Genomic DNA, 16431 nt, shown 5'->3' with positions numbered 1-16431 from the left:
GCTGTAGTTTCTTCTGTTTTGGTTATTGTTGTTTTATTTATAGTCGTAATATGCACGCTTGCCGCGTGTCTTGTGTTTAAAAGTCCCTGTATGACCTTATACGTCCCTATGTGGTAGATTTTGCCATAGACGGTTATGTAAAGAAGTCGGCTTTCTCGTATCTTCTTGTAAGCTTTTACGCACATTATTTAAGCTTTTTGGGTGTTTGGTGTTTTATCTGTGGCGGCATAGACTCAATGATGCCTACAATCAGACACTGTCTATTTACAGCTTTCACTTAAGTATAAGTTTGAAAGATAAAACATAAGAGGCTTATTTTTAAACATAAAAAAGCCCTGTAGTCTCTCCCAAAACTACAAGGCTTAGCGGCTGTAAATTTCCTCTGTTTACTTACGTCAATGTAAGTTCGCTGTCTCTCGACATTATTCTTATTATTTGGCGATTATGCTCAACTTTCCGTATCGAGCTTTTTATGTGCAGCTATCATCTCAAAAACCTAGACAAAGCTCTATGCGTTAATCTCCTGAATCGTTGTAAGCAATTTCGTACAAAACATCGTATTGTTCATGTTTTATTAACCAGTCAACAAACTATTAACTTTATCTAACAGTCCACTGCGTCTGGAAGTGCGAATGGTTAAAGATTGCAGTAAAGCATCGGGGTCAGCCAACAGGGTCACCACTTTTTTTGCCCGTGTAATTGCGGTATAGAGCAATTCTTTGCTGAGTAAGTTTTTCGCCGCTGCATCTAACACCACCGCAGTATGACTAAACTCTGAACCTTGTGATTTATGAATGGTCAACACAAAGGCTGTTTCAATACTTTTGGGCAACCGTGTCGCCGGTACCCATTTTTCTAAACTGGGGAAATACACTTCAAAGACTGACTGTCCATCATGCATACGTTTAAAACAAATACCAATATCACCGTTAGATAAACCCAATTGATAATCGTTATAGGTCATCATGACCGGCCGACCCACGTACCAATCGCCTTGTTGACTCATATGCAAGGACAATGCAGCCAATAGACGTTTCTCAATTTGAAGATTTAACTGCCACAATCCCAAAGCACCATGGCGTATTGCGGTTAAAATTCGATATTCATCAAAGGTTTTAATGACGTTAGCAAGATGTGTTTCAGGTTCATCGGCTGTTAAATAGTGCTCTAGTACCTCAACATAAGGCTGATATCCAAGCATCAATTTATCGTAATAGCCCGATCCATCAAATGGCTGGCTCATCGGCTGTGGCAAATATTCCAGTTGAATCTGATCTTGCATATCGGCAGATAAAGCAATGGCCCGAATTTCACTTGGCGCCACCACTGCGGCTGCAAATTGTTGTAATGGCGCTAAGCTATTTTGCACGATAGAGTGCGTTTGAATAAATTTTGCCATTTGCCCAATTAAAGCCCCACTTTTAAAGCGCTGACTATTGCGCAAATGCACGCGGTTTTCAGCCAATGCACTGACTTGTTGTAAATCGGCCAACACGGAACCCACATCCACCGCAGCCAATTGATCGGCATCCCCCAATAAAATTAAGCGGGCATGTGATGGCACCGCAGACAGCAGCATGGTGGCCAAGCGCAAATCCAACATAGAGGCTTCATCCACCACAATCAAATCATAAGGGAGTGGCTGTTGGGCATGAAATCGTGGTTGATCGCTACTGCCCAAACCCAATAAACGGTGGATGGTAATGGGGTGTAGTTGTTTTAAATCTTCAGTAACCAGCTGTTGTAATTTCTCATCTGCCAGCGATTTTTGGAGCGCTTCTTTCATACGCTGCGCAGCTTTTCCGGTGGGTGCCGCCATGGCAATGCGCAGATTGGGCAGCGATTGATTCAGCAGTGCAATAATGCGTGCCAAGGTATAGGTTTTACCGGTACCCGGCCCACCGGTGATCATGCTAAAAGCCTGTTCAGCCACCATCTTTAAACTTTGAAGTTGATATTCGTCACTCAGTAAATCAGGATAACGGTTGATATTGACAGGACTGACTGTTTGCTGCTTTAAGCGCACCACTTGCTGCGCCAAGGCCTGCTCTAAAGCCCAATAGCGATATAAATACAATCTGCCCTGCTCAAAAACAAAGGGCGCAATCTGCGAATCTGTCTTTGAGGCATCTATCCATAAGTCGCCTAGACTTTCAGCTTGTAAGGAACTGGCGGCAATACAACTGTCGCCTTGCTGAAGTGCCTCAAGCAGCTGTTCAATCAGGCTGTTGTCGTCTTCTGCTGTGGCCACCTGACTAAACGGCGCTTGGCGAATAAACTGACTCCACGTACTGAACCATGCAGCATGAGACGCCGGTTGGTATTGTTTATTTTCCACACAGTTACCCTCAAGGTTATCCACAACTTTATTGCTTATTGAATATGTTTTTTATTAAAACTTAGCTTTTAGGCTATTTTTTACTTTCTGCAAAGTAACCCAAAATGGCATCCAGACGCAAAATAAATTCTGCATCAGGTGTCCAGTGATAGACCCCTTGCTCAGACTGTCCATTCATGCCGCGCAAATACAAATAACTGGCACCGCCCAAATGCTGCTCAATCTGATAATCCTGCATTTTTGCCGCCAAATAACGATGTAACGCCACCAAATATAAACCGGCTTGTAACCAATAACTGGCATGTGACATGCTTTGTTGAATATGGCTTTGGCTATAATGGCTTTGATCGTTGCCTAAAAAGTTACTTTTATAATCGGCAATATGATAGCGCTGACCATCAAAATAGACCAAATCGATTGAGCCGGTTAAGTAACGCGCAGAATTGGCGGCATTAAAATCCAGCATGGCGATGCCATATTCTGCATACAAAGCATGGATCCGTTGGATGGCCAAGACATGATCGGATAAAGCCAAATAAAAAGGAAACTCCGCCAAATACTCTGGCGTACTGACCTTGTTCAATTGAAACGCTTGATGCAACGGCGTAGCCAACACCTCTGCCAACCACTGGCCCATCCAAACAATCAGGAGATCTTCATCCACTTGCTGAAATTCTTGCTGATATTTACCCAGTAGTTCGGTCCACAGTGCTGGATAGTCATTTTTAAAACGACGACGAATCTCCAGTGGCCAATCCTGTTGCTGTTGAAAATCGATATGTTCAAAAATTTCATGTAAAAACGTGCCGGCCACGGTGCCCATCGGGAAATGACGTTTAATCCAAGAGATAGGCTCAGGTGTTAGCTCAAGCACCGGCGTCGGCAGATGAATCTCATCTGCCGCGCTTGACGTGGACTCATCACTTAGTGCCAAAGCATCTTGCACTTGTTTACGGCTTAAATGCTGGGCCAAAGCACTGAAACTGGTTTTAGTGCGTGGATAAAAACGCTGTGCTGGAAAAGTCATGGCCTGTAAGGGCAAGACTTGTGCCAGTGTTTTGGCCTGTATGGTGTGTGGCTTTTCGCTCAACACAGGCTCATCGGCACTTCCGGCATGTACAAAAAGATTGGCCGCTTGACCGCGCCAAAATGCTAATCCATGTTCAGACTTGGCCTCTAAATCGTGTAACACGGCATACACGCGATGACTGGCGCGAGTCAGCGCCACATACCATAGTCGATGTTGCTCGGCTACGGCGCGGGCATTGTGCTGCTCGATGGCCTCGGGTGCTAATAAGTTTTTATCATTGACGGCCACCACACGCTGTAATTCGGCTTTACCGGTGACTGCATGTACCTGCTCGATGGTGGAAAAATTTAAAGTTTTATTCATTTCTTTAAAACTTTTATCGGCACCGAGTAAAAATACAATCTTAAACTCTAAACCTTTCGATTGATGAATGGTCATCAATTGTACGCCGGCCTCATTGGAGAGTTTGCGCTCTAATTCCCATTCACGCTGTGCCGGAGATTGCAGCTGTTTTAAGTACCAATGATAGAGTTTTTGTGCGCCGTGCTGCTGCTCACTGTGCTGCCCCAGCAATTCATTGAGATGGCGTAGATTGACCACGCTGCGTTCATTATCACGACTTTGTGTGGCAACCAAATTTTTCCACACTTGAAATAAGTTTAAGCAGTAATGCCAAGCGGTCAAAAAGCCTTTTTCCAGCCACATTTCCCGAATGCAGTCAAAATCATAAATAAATTGGCTTAAGCCATCGGCCTGTGCTTCTAGCTGCATGAGTTCCTGTAAGTTAAAACCCAATAATCGGCTGAGTAAGGCGCGTTTAATTTTACCTTCGTCATAAGGATGCAAGATTGCGCTGAGCAGTGCAGCCACATCTTTGGCCACTTGATGATCAAATACACTGCGCTTGGAAGGACGATTCACCCGAATCCCCAGTCGTTCCAACTCATATTGCGCTTTATCTAAGCCATCATGATTTTTCGATAAAATCGCAATATCGTTTTCTAGGACATATTGCGGCCTGTCATTTTCCAGTAAATATAATGTTTCTGTATTGGCTTGATTAAGTAAGTCACGAATTTTCCATGCCACTTGGATGGCTTCGGCTTTTTTGTCTTGTAACAGAATCCAGCGTAACGGTTGATGGTTTGTCCCTTGTGCATCGATCAGTGGTGGATGACTGCGCGTGCCGGCTTCCACCGGACTGTAATGCACCTGTTCACCAAAATCCATGTTGCGTTGAAACAAGGCATCCACCACCTGCACCAATTCTTGTACCGAGCGATGATTATGACCCAAGCTGTATTCTTGACCACGCTTGGACAGTACATCTGCATGAGCTTTGTTGTAGGTCAGCATGTCGCCGCCGCGAAAGCCGTAAATGGCTTGCTTCGGGTCACCGACCATGATCATACACCCCTGCTGATAACGCTTGGCATCCCGCCAAATACGCGCCAGCATATCGTCTTGATCTTGGTTGGTGTCTTGAAACTCATCGACCAAAATTAATGGATAATGACTGTGCACGAATTGCGCAAAACGCTGCCCTTGTTGACCTTGTAAGGCATCTGCTAAAGTGCGAATTTGCTGGGCAAAAGTGGTTTCACTTTTTTGTTGTAACACTTGTGGTAAACGCTTTTTCACTTCGCGGCTGAGATAAAATTTTAAATAAGCATCTAGCAGCTCTAAATCTACACTCAGTTGATTGACTGCCGTCAGAAATCTCGCTAAGTGCTGTATGACCAAATTTTGCTCAAATTGCTGTAACACCTCTGCTGCACATTTATTTAAGACTTTTTTATGCACCAAATCGCTTAAATTTTTTAAGGTTTTCTCAAACTGTGGTGCAAATAACGCATAACAACCCTCTTGGCGCAGTGCATCAATAAAGGCCGGCAAATCCTGACAAAGCGTGCGCTGCATCAACAGATCAGTACGCCACTTTTTGCCAATCACTGCATGATGCTGCCCGTCTGCTTGATAGTAGTCCCTTAAACTGTCGAGCAAACTTAAATCCAGTGCGACAAAGTCAGCCACCAAGTCTTCAAACTGGGTTAAATCCAGTTGCGGCGCAGCGATTTCTTGAAACTGTGCGGAGGCAAAATTCAAGCTACTGTCCACCACTGCAATGTAACTGTCGGCGGACTTTAACTTTTGACTCAGCAGCAAATAATCCACCACCTTTTGCGGTTGCAGTTGAATCCACTCGCGCAGTACGTCATGAATCAGCTGAGCGCTATAAGCTTTGGCATCATCGGTAATATCTGCGCGTTCAATTTTGCCACTTTCAAAGGAAAACTCGCGCAAGAGTTTTTGGCTAAAACTGTCTAAGGTTCCTACAAACAATTCATCCAGTTGATCAATTACCAATTTTAAGCGACTGCGTGCATAGTCAACGCGCATGGCGTAGTCGCTGAGTACCTTTTGAAATAAAGGATCACCTTCTGCAGCAATTTTCGCGTTAATTTCAGCCTCGGTCAGGCTTTGGCAATCTTCAAAATAATGTAAGGTGTCCAGTAAGCGCGCACGGATGCGGCTTTTGAGTTCCGCAGCGGCTTTACGGGTAAAGGTGGTGGCAATCACTTGATTGGGCAAATACGAGCCTAAAAAAATGCGCACCATTAAACTGGACAAGGTAAAGGTTTTGCCCGTGCCGGCCGAAGCTTCAATCCAGTGCAAGCCACTAAACTGCATATCGGCAATCGGATTAAACGAGGTGCTGCTCAACATCTGTGGATGATTCATAGTCGTTGTTATTCTTCAATGGCGTATTGATGGCAAAAAATGGGTTGATACAACTGATAAGAAAATTGCAGACAGGCATCTTCAAGTAAAGCTGTGGCATCTTGCTCTTGTAAAATAAATTGCCAATCGCGGTGTGCTTGATTGGCTTCATTATCGACCACAGAAAATCCGCTAAATTTGCCATCTTCATGCCAATCTTTAAAAATACTCTGCATATCGTCAATGATCATCTGTTGCTCGGCGTTGGCTTGCCAATGATGCTGCTGATCTTTTTCTGCAATTTTCAGCAATAACGCCGCAGGCAAAACCAGAGGTTGACGTTGTCCATAGTGCCACGCAGCCAACCAGTGATCGAGCCATTGACGTGCTTGTGTGGAGCTGACGCCCTGACAGACAATGGTGCGGTCACTAAACACCACAATCCGGCTGAACTGTGTGCCGCCATCGGCCATATTTAAATAGGCCAACCAAAGTAAATATTCCAGCCACACTTTGGCACGGCGTTTGGCTCGCGCACTGGATGCTTCTAGACTGACCCACTTTTCCACGCTGTTTTTAGGCAAACGAATGTTCATATACACGTCTGCATTCATCTTCCACAATTGCTGTGTGGTCGGTGTGGGCTCAGGTGCATGCATCAACAAACGTTGCTTGAGGCGTTGCTGTTCTAGTAGGCTGATCTGCCAGCTGCCATGTTGTAATTTACCAATCGGCAGCCGATCCATCAACAATTCAGGCTGAATAGACTCGGGCTGCTTTTGTAAAAACTCACGTACCGCATAACGCCCTAAACCATCCAATAGCAATGGCTCTTGCAGCTCTAGAATATTTTCTGGTCGCAAGTTTTCTACGCCTAAGCTTTTTAAATATAAACGCGCTGGAAACGTTACATCTTGAATCCATTGATGGCTGTCTAAAACCTGTAAATCTTGCTGAAGCTGTTGATACGGCGTGTTAACCCACGTGCTGCGTTTACCACGAGCATGGCGCAGTTGCTCTGCCACCGCAAACCATTGGTCTTGGTAACGCTTGGGTTTAGCGGTTTCAAAACCAACCGGATCAAACGGCAACAACGGATGCACCTGATACAAGGACTGCAACTGCTCAGGCACATCAATGCCGTTTAGATTCAGCATGACCTGACTTTGCGCGGCTGGCTGTTTCGGCTTCACAATAAAGGCCAAATGCTGAATTAAGTCTTGCAGCACGCTGGAGGGATCGCGCACCTCACCATCATTGATATCAAAACCATTGTAAAACAGCCACAGATTGTCTTGTGCCAAAAGCAAATTGTCTAAAAATGCGCCTTGATCATCTTCTAAACGAGAACGATCGCCCAATTGGGGTTTCAGCAGATCCATTAAATCAAATGGCAGATGTGCAGTGCGATTGGGAAATTTACCGCTGTCTAAACCGAGCATCACAATCAATTTATACGGCACAGGACGAATCTGACCAATCTGGCTAAAGGTGATCTGGCCGGTCGGTTCGGCCTGCTCTAACTGCGATTCTAAGGTGGTGTTAATTTCTGCCAATAAATACGGTAGCGGCAAGCTTAAACTGCGCAAGGCGTGATGGTCATGCTCATCATAAAAACTGGCCAAGGTCAGCATACGCTCTTGTTTTTTGATGATTTTATACACCAAGCCTAAGGATTCCACCCCAGCTGCTTCAAACTCAGCGATGTCGTGCATCAGATGGTGCAGCCAATGTTCAACCGGCAACGACGGACCCTGCTCATGTGCAATCATCCAATCACGGCGCGCATCAAAACTGTGATAAATCTCAATCAATTTGGCGATTAATTCAAAATCACTGGGCATGACTTTGGCGTAACTGAGCGTACCTTGGAACAGTGCATGTTCAGGAATGGCGATACCCAAAGCCAAACGATCCAATGCGAACTTAAAACTAAAACGATAGTCGTCATCACCGACGGCTAAACTGCGCTGTAAATGTGCCGCATCCAATCCGCGCTTAAATCCGGCATCCATGAGCAATTCAGTGATGCGCTCCACGGCATTCAGCGCTAAAGCATAACGCTGCTGCGTGGCAGCCAAACTTAGCCAATCGGCAAAGTCCTCTAGCGTAAAGCGTCCTTGTATCAGTTCAATCGGTCCTAAAACTGCACGCCATGCATGCAGTGCATCTAACTGGGTGACACCGGCAATTTTAATCGGCAAATAGACACTGTCTTTGGACAACTGATGCTGACTGCCGGCTTTTTGCTGAATTAAATCTCGCTCACTTGGTGGTGGGGCAAAGACACTGCGAATTAACGGTTCAAGCTCGGTTAAACTTGGACTAAGCACTAAAATATCACTGGGTTTACGCGGTGCATCAAGGCTGCCTTGGGCCAACCATTGAATCAGTTGTTCTTTTAACACTTCTAGCTGGCGCAAACTGGAATGACAGACATGAATCTGAATCGAATCATCCTGTTCATCTAACTCATATTGCTGCGCTTCGGGTTCAACCAAATACAGCACATCGGATTGCACTTTAGCCAATAAATTATCTTGATATTCATCAATAAACACATCGGCCCAGACGCCATCTTCACCGGAAGATAAATTTGACAGCAAAGAAAAATGATCGCGCGCTTGCTTGCCAAAACGGGTTAATAATGGATGTCTGGACTCGCGCTGTTCGGCATTAAAATTTAAGGTAAATTCATCAAAGAACTTTTTAATATCGGCATCAGCGGCGGGATGGTTATGCTTTTGCTCATACTGCGCGATAAAGCGCTCTTTGATACGCACGTCATAACGCGCCTTCCAGTTAGGATCGACACTGTCGGCCCAATATTCTTGTGATGGATTGTAGTGCAAAATATAAATATCAAGATATTGTCCCAAGCGGTGCAGAAATGCTAACTGCGTCGGCGGCAAATCCAACAAGGTAAACACCACCACTTGCGAAGGCAAGCGTTTTAGCGCGGCGGCGCGCGTATGCTCATCATCTAAGGTCTGCCAAAACAGCGCATCAATGCTTTGCATTTGTTCAAAGTCTTGATGAAACACCGCTTGCCACAGCCAACGCTGCCACGCCTCAAGCTCATAGGCTTGGTTTAACGTAAATTCTGAAATGTCGGTATTGCTGTTAAAAAACATGTGCTCAATCGGCAATGCTTTATCTTGTCCCCATGCCTGTAACCAATTGGTCGGACAACCACACTGCAAAGGTGGACAATTTTTTTGGCAATGCCCACGGTATTCCATATAGTGACTAAACAAGCGTGACACTTGTTCGGCTACCCAATACAACATCCCTTGTTTTTTCAGCTGTTTTTCGATGCCTTGATCGAGCCGATCAGCACTGTCATAAATACGCTGTACCAGTGAATATAAGGCATGCTTTGAGTTTAATGGATTGTGCTCAGCCTGAATAAAACTTTTGAGGCTTTGAAACACGCGCCATTTAATAATCAAACGCGGAATATTGGCTTTACGCACTTGCTCTTTATGTTCCGTCAAAACCCATTGATAGGCCGACCATTGAAAACCACGAATCCGATGATGAAACTGACTATTGGCACTGATGCCTTTTTGTTCTGCCAATTGCTGGGTCAGCCATGCTTCAATGGCTGGTGATGGCACAATAAAATGTTGCGTTTGCAGCACTTGAAAAGGCTGGGTGGCAGGCTTATTCACGCTGGTCAGCATGGCATGTACCAAAACATCAATACGCTGACTTTGAATCACATGAATTGCCATAAATTGCCTACTCCGCTCTTTTTTAAAATGAAATACCTACAAAATCATAAAGATTATTTACTATACATCTGTGGCTGTCTATGGCACTTTTAGCACTGGGTTCAATTTAAAAATGCTTTGAAATTCGCATCTTAAAGATGATTTAATACAAGAAACAACAGCAAGTTTAAGGTATTTACATGATGAAAATAGATAAACTTCCAGACGCTATAGATCCCACATTAAATTTAGAACGTATTCGCGTTGAATGCTTAGCCTTGGTCAAAAAACGGGCTTACGTGTCTGCGGGTGCGGCAGTGGTGCCTGTGCCATTTCTTGATGTTGTCATCGATATCGGAATTCTGTCACAACTGCTGCCAGAAGTGAATGCGCGTTTTGGTTTAGCCCCAGAACAAATCAGTGTCTATGATACCAAAACCAAACAGGTACAATGGCGAGAACTGCGTAAACGTGGTTTTGAATTTTCAGGTTTGGTGGTGGCGCGTACAGCCATGAAAGCCTCACTAAACAATGTCGCCGCCAAAGTGATTACCAAACAAGTGGTAAAATTCATTCCCTTGGGCGGACAAATTGTGGCTGCAAGTTTAGGCTATATTGTCATGAAAAAAGTGGCTGAGGCGCATGTTGAAGAATCGTATAAACTCGCCAAAAGCATTCAGCAGAAACAGCAAGCCAAGATCGTCAATTAATACGGTTAAGCTATGAACTTGCTGTAAGACAGTGTGACTGCCGAGCGCTAATTTGCGCTCAGCTGTTTTAAGAGGCTTTCTAATACCGCTAAGCGTGCACTGTGTTTGTCATTATTGGCAATCACATGCCACGGTGCAGCAGCGCTACTGGTTCTTTTTAACATGTCTGCGGCAGCGTCTAAATATTGATCCCACTTTTCACGATTACGCCAATCATCAGCCGTAATTTTAAAACGTTTGTGTGGTGTTTCTTCACGTGCTTTAAAACGCGCCGCTTGTTCGTCTTTACTGATCGCCAACCACAATTTAATCACCACCGTTTCACTTTGAATTAAATCTGCTTCAAAACGATTAATTTCCTCATAGGCACGTTGCCACTCCACCGCACTGGCAAAACCTTCAACCCGTTCAACCAAAACGCGTCCATACCACGAACGATCAAAAATAGTGATTTCTTCATTATTGCTGTGTAATTTGTTCCAAAAACGCCATAAATATGGATGACGTAATTCATATTTTTCAGGCGCAGCAATGGTGTGTATTTCATATTCCCGTGGGTCAAGACATTGCACAATACGCTTGATTGCACCGCCCTTACCCGCCGCATCCATTCCTTCAAACACCACAATCACTCTGCGGCGCTCGGCACGCAAGGCCTCCGTAACTTTTAACGACAGTTTTTTCAGGGTTTTTTTATAGTCTTCTGTGCTGGCAGGCTCAAGTTCCGGATGCAATAAAACTTTAGGCACCGGCGCTTGTTTCCATTTGATCTGGCTTTGGCTGGCATGCACGGGACAATGTTTTAAAGCAGCCAAAATGGTGTGTGCAAAGGCCTGATTACGCAATTGCTCATCTTCACAATCAATCACAATCCAGTCCTTGGTAAAGCGCTGCCGCAACTTTTGCAAATGTTTATATTGCTTTTTATTGCCCCAGTTAAGGCCATGTACGGTATGCCAATGTGCCTCACGCGGATCCATCTGTTTTAAGCGTTTTTGCAATGATTTCCAAGACAAATCAAACCAAATTTTAATGATCTCGACATGGTTGTTTTTTAAATCTTGCTCAAAGGCCCGCATACTTTGGATATAGCGATCAAATTGATCCTTGGTTAAGGGATATTCAGTGCCCAACGCGGTCACCAATAAATCACTGTACCAACTGCCAAACATCACCATAATCTGCCCCTCTGCCGGAATAAAGGGGGCATAAGGTTGCCAAAAAGGTTGCTGTTCACTCAACAGCATCGGTGGGTCGGCTTTGACCTGTAGATAACGTGGATCAACCCATTCACGCAGCTGTTTGACCGCTTCGCCTTTACCGGCCAATTCAATCCCATTGACTAAAATCACCACACTTTTGGCATTATTTTGATCCCGAGTATTTTTGAGAAAATATTGTGCTTCGATCAAATCGAGGGAAAGTTGTTCTTCATCGACCAGCAAACTGGTTGTTTTATCTTGAGACATGCGCGCACCGCCTTTTTTTATTGTCTTGAGTATGGATTGAAGCATAAAACAACTGTAAACCCTCAATCGTGCTTTTTATGTTGTGTAACCTCTCTTTTTTATCAGATTGACTTCTTTTTAAGCACTTTACTTACATATTGTCATAGCCAGTTTTCTGATCTGGCTCTAAGATTTAGCTATCTAAATAATAATCGAGATTTAAAATGTCGAAATTGGCTGCATTGGATGACTTATTGGCCGTGTATAAGCAGTTTCATTATCATCAAAATCCACAGATTTTGCAGCGCCTACAGCAGGTACAAGCGTGGCAAAAACAGCGCATGCAACACACCCATGCAGCGCAGTTTAGTCAACCACAAAACCATTTAATGGCTGAATATTTTCTAAACCGTATTTATGGCGGCCCAGATTTTGACGCGTTGGCGGCGCAAATTGCACGCTTAATGAAATATGTGCATAAAGCGGAGAAGTTGATTCCAGACAATGCCATTAAAACCGGTACCGCCGGTATATCTCTGGCAATTTTAGCAGTACAACTGGATGAACAAGTGGCCATGCAACTGCTCAAAGACTATCCCCACCAAATACCATTGACCGATGAGATGATGCGCTTGACCTATCAACAGCTTAATCAAGCCGAGCAACGCTTAACCCAGCTTAATTTACTCGATGAGCTGGGCCTGAGTCTTGATAAATACCTGCGCTCATTTATGGTCTACACCGCATTTAAAATGTGTAAAGGCACAGCGCATAAATATCACTTTCAGGTGATGTATGATTTTATCCAAGATGGCTTTTTGGCCATGAAACCGTTAAAGTCGGCAGAGAAATTTGTGAAAGATTTTACTGCGGTTGAACGTCAAATTATCGCTGCAGTGCATTCAGATCATCCACAACCTTTTGAGCTGACCGCCTAAAATCAAGCTCAGATTAAATAAAAGTATTAAAGTGATTTCTGTATATTATTCATAACAATTACGCGCGGATTGCTGCACAAGGTCTGAGAATCTGTCATCATGCGTGCAGTTCAACATTAACCCTATTTTTATGTTAGGAGTGACTCTATGTCTAACGAAAATCAAACGCCTACCGCAACCGCTGAGTCGGCACAAAATACAGACAAAGTGAGTCCTTTCTTAACTGAACCACTTCCGCAAGGCACTGCACAAGGTCAGCAACAGACGTTACAACAAACGCTGACGGATGCTGCTCCAAACGCCACAGGTTCAGTACCCAAATATAATTTACCGCGCGGTGCAAATACCGGTAACGTCGGTGCAACCACGCACTTTGGTTATCAAACCGTAAGCAGTGATGATAAAGCCCAAAAAGTGGCTGAAGTATTCCATTCTGTAGCCAGCAAATACGACATTATGAATGACTTAATGTCCTTTGGTATTCATCGTTTATGGAAACGTTTTGCCATTAATATGTCGGGTGTACGCCGTGGTCAGCATGTGTTGGATATCGCTGGCGGTACCGGCGATTTAGCCAAAGTCTTTAGCCGCGAAGTTGGCCCAACGGGTCATGTGGTTTTGTCCGATATTAACGAATCCATGCTGAATGTCGGTCGTGATCGTTTAATTGATGCCGGCTGTAGCAATGTCGATTTTGTCTTGGCCAATGCTGAAACATTAGAACCGTTTGCAGACAACAGTTTTGATCTATTGACCATCAGTTTTGGTCTACGCAACGTGACTGATAAAGATGCGGCATTGGCTGCGATGTACCGCGTACTTAAGCCAGGCGGTCGTTTACTGATTCTTGAATTCTCTAAACCAGTGTTTGAGCCGTTCTCTAAACTGTATGACTTTTACTCCTTTACCGCCTTACCGGTGATGGGTAAAATTATTGCCAACGATTCAGAAAGCTATAAATATTTGGCTGAATCTATCCGCATGCATCCTGATCAGCGCACCTTAAAAGGCATGATGGAAAATGCCGGCTTCCAAAACTGTGATTATCACAACTTAACCGGTGGTATTGTGGCAGTTCACCGCGGCTTTAAACTTTAAAGGTTTATCCTATGTGGTCAATACTCGCACTGGGTGCGGCGGAACGCTTGATTCATCATGTGATTGATTTAGATGCCATTACGCGCATTCAACTCAATCAATTGCACGGTAAAATGTTACGTGTGGTGCTCAACTCACCGCAGCTCTCAGTCGACGTGTTTTTTGATGCGCATAAAGTTCGCTTAGAGCCCACCGTCACCGGCCAAAGTGATCAAAAATCCATCTTCGAACAACGTCCTTTTGATCAGAAGCAACAGGTTTTTGAAGCCACTGCTACACTGCATGTTGAAAATGTGGTGGCGCTGTGCAAACTGTTGCTCAGTGATGAAGTGGGTAATATTCCATTGCAAGGCGATTACCGTCTGTTGCAAGAAATTCAGCGCATTATGCAACACGCTGAACCCGATGTAGCTGCACATTTAAGCCCGTGGATTGGCGCCAGTTTGGCCCATGAACTGGGCAAGATTCAACGTGCACCTGAGTATTTAAAACGCTCACTACACAGTGCATTGTTCTTTGCTGAAGATGCCTTAAAAGAAGACACCGGCGCCTTTGCTGCACGTTGGCAGATGGACGATTTAAATCAAGATACCCGTATTTTCAATCAAAACCTCGATCGTGCTGAAGCCAAAATTCAGCAACTCAGCACCCAAATCGATACTCTTTTTCCCGTTTCTGCATCCCCTCAAGACTAGGTAATGAGCCATATGATTCCGCACGTTTCACGTTTACTCGAACTTTGGCGCATCGCCGCGCACTATAGACTCGACACGTTGTTTCCTGCGGAAGAATTACCGGAAAAAGCGCGTCATGTCTTAAGCCTGATTCGTCTACATCCTGCGGCATGGTCCAGTCGTGAGCGTAAAAATCCACTAAAGCTGAAAAATGCCGTAGAGGAAATGGGGCCGCTGGCCATTAAGTTGGGACAATTACTCTCTACCCGCCGTGACTTGATCGCACCGGAACTTTTAGAGCAATTGGTTTTATTGCAAGACCGCGTTAAGCCGTTTGATAATGCAGTGGCAAAAATGCGTATTCAGCAGTCGTTAAAAGCCGATGTTAATACTTTATTTGCCCGTTTTGATGAACAACCTTTGGCTGCAGCCTCTATCGCCCAAGTGCATACCGCAGCACTGCATGATGGCCGTGAAGTGGTGGTCAAAGTCACGCGCCCGAATATTCGTCAGCAAATTTTGCAAGATTTTGAAATACTGGCTTGGCTTGGGGCGGCTTTAGAAAAACGCTTAGAAGCGGCACGTGCACTGCATTTATCTGAGATTATTCAGAACTATCGTCAAATTATTCTCAATGAATTGGATTTAACGTTAGAGGCCGATAACACCCGTCGTATGCGTCATAACTTCACTGGCTCTAGCATGATGTATGTGCCCGAAGTGTATATGGACAGCAAAGAGGTGATGGTCGCTGAACGTATTGTTGGTGTGCCTATTTCCGATATTGCCACCTTTGACCGGATGGGCATGAATCGTGCAGATTTGGCAGAAAAAGGCTTAACCATCTTTTTCACCCAAGTGTTTCGGGATAATTTCTTCCATGCCGATATGCATCCCGGTAATGTCTTTGTTGAAACGCTCAATCCGAGTAATCCACGCTTTATTGCCTTGGACTGCGCGATTATGGGCGAGCTGTCTAAACACGATCAAATGACCGTGGCACGTATGCTCTTGGCAGTGATGAACAGCAATTTCATGCAATTGATTTTGGTGGTGCATCAAGCCGGCTGGATTCCGCCGGGCACCGATCAAGATGCTTTGGCGCGCGAAATGCGTCGTACGGTTGGGCCGATGGTGTCAAAACCGATGCATGAATTGGATTTTGCCGGCATTCTCATTCAAGTGATGGATATTGCACGACGTTTCCATTTAGAAATTCCTCCGCAGTTAATGTTGCTACTCAAAACTTTGGTGCATGTAGAAGGCCTCGGCACCGATCTTTATCCTGAGCTGGATATTTGGAAACTGGCCAAACCGATTCTGACCGATTGGATTAAGGCCAACGTCAATCCAGTCAAAAACATCAAAGAGCTGAGTCAACAATTGCCCGATTTACTGCTGGGTGCGCAAGATTTACCCAGCCTGATGATCGACAGTTTAAATGGCTTAAAAAACCAATCGGCTTGGCACTCTAAACAATTACACGAATTACAAAGCATGCGTTTGCAGATGGAACATCAGCAAAAACGCAGTTGGATGTTTGGCAGTTTAATGGCCATTGTGTTATCGATTGCAATTATTGCGCCGTGGTATATTTCTGCCCTGCTGATTGCCTTGGCCAGTGTGTTGGCTATTTGGCGTGTGGCCAAATAAAATCAGGTTTAATCCTCAAAATCACCGTCTGAGCTGATCGAGCGCAGGCGGTTTTTTATGCTATGACTGCACAGTCAACAACTGGCTCATCTGGCCATTGTGACT

General features: G+C 44.7%; 9 protein-coding genes. 5 read left to right on the top strand and 4 right to left on the bottom strand.

Translation table 11 applies throughout. The features are described 5' to 3' along the window. Positions 1 to 574 precede the first annotated feature (574 nt). The 3 genes from recD to SE27_RS03265 form a co-directional block, all read right to left on the bottom strand. Complete coding sequence (recD, locus tag SE27_RS03275) at positions 575 to 2338, bottom strand: exodeoxyribonuclease V subunit alpha (RefSeq protein ID WP_148308914.1); 1764 nt, start codon at positions 2336 to 2338, stop codon at positions 575 to 577. 73 nt (positions 2339 to 2411) lie between these two features. Further along, on the bottom strand, positions 2412 to 6110 hold the full coding sequence (locus SE27_RS03270; protein ID WP_039620826.1) for a UvrD-helicase domain-containing protein: 3699 nt from the start codon (positions 6108 to 6110) through the stop codon (positions 2412 to 2414). Between the two features lie 8 nt (positions 6111 to 6118). Continuing rightward, a complete protein-coding gene (locus tag SE27_RS03265) occupies positions 6119 to 9826 on the bottom strand; it encodes an exodeoxyribonuclease V subunit gamma (protein ID WP_039620824.1) in 3708 nt (1235 codons plus the stop codon). 182 nt (positions 9827 to 10008) lie between these two features. On the opposite strand from SE27_RS03265, the gene SE27_RS03260 reads away from it, so the two are divergent. Continuing rightward, positions 10009 to 10515, top strand: coding sequence for a hypothetical protein (locus SE27_RS03260; RefSeq protein WP_039620821.1), 507 nt, complete (start codon positions 10009 to 10011; stop codon positions 10513 to 10515). Positions 10516 to 10562: 47 nt separating this feature from the next. Here SE27_RS03260 and pap read toward each other — a convergent pair whose 3' ends face one another. Continuing rightward, the gene (pap, locus tag SE27_RS03255; protein WP_039620819.1) at positions 10563 to 11984 is read right to left on the bottom strand and encodes a polyphosphate:AMP phosphotransferase; all 1422 of its coding nucleotides are present in this window, start codon (positions 11982 to 11984) and stop codon (positions 10563 to 10565) included. A 203-nt stretch (positions 11985 to 12187) separates the two neighbouring features. Here pap and SE27_RS03250 point away from each other — a divergent pair, with 203 nt between their 5' ends. From SE27_RS03250 to SE27_RS03235, 4 genes are all read left to right on the top strand, one after another. Next, positions 12188 to 12901 (top strand): FFLEELY motif protein, encoded by a 714-nt coding sequence (locus tag SE27_RS03250; RefSeq protein WP_039620817.1) that lies wholly within the window; start codon positions 12188 to 12190, stop codon positions 12899 to 12901. Positions 12902 to 13048: 147 nt separating this feature from the next. Then, positions 13049 to 13999, top strand: coding sequence for a bifunctional demethylmenaquinone methyltransferase/2-methoxy-6-polyprenyl-1,4-benzoquinol methylase UbiE (gene ubiE / locus SE27_RS03245; RefSeq protein ID WP_039620815.1), 951 nt, complete (start codon positions 13049 to 13051; stop codon positions 13997 to 13999). A gap of 11 nt (positions 14000 to 14010) precedes the next feature. Beyond that, complete coding sequence (locus SE27_RS03240; protein ID WP_039620813.1) at positions 14011 to 14694, top strand: ubiquinone biosynthesis accessory factor UbiJ; 684 nt, start codon at positions 14011 to 14013, stop codon at positions 14692 to 14694. A 12-nt stretch (positions 14695 to 14706) separates the two neighbouring features. Then, complete coding sequence (locus SE27_RS03235) at positions 14707 to 16326, top strand: ABC1 kinase family protein (protein ID WP_039620811.1); 1620 nt, start codon at positions 14707 to 14709, stop codon at positions 16324 to 16326. The last annotated feature ends 105 nt before the right edge of the window (positions 16327 to 16431 follow it).

This window comes from Acinetobacter harbinensis, assembly GCF_000816495.1.
Lineage (GTDB): Bacteria > Pseudomonadota > Gammaproteobacteria > Pseudomonadales > Moraxellaceae > Acinetobacter > Acinetobacter harbinensis.
This window is presented reverse-complemented; position numbering and strand designations above follow the sequence as displayed.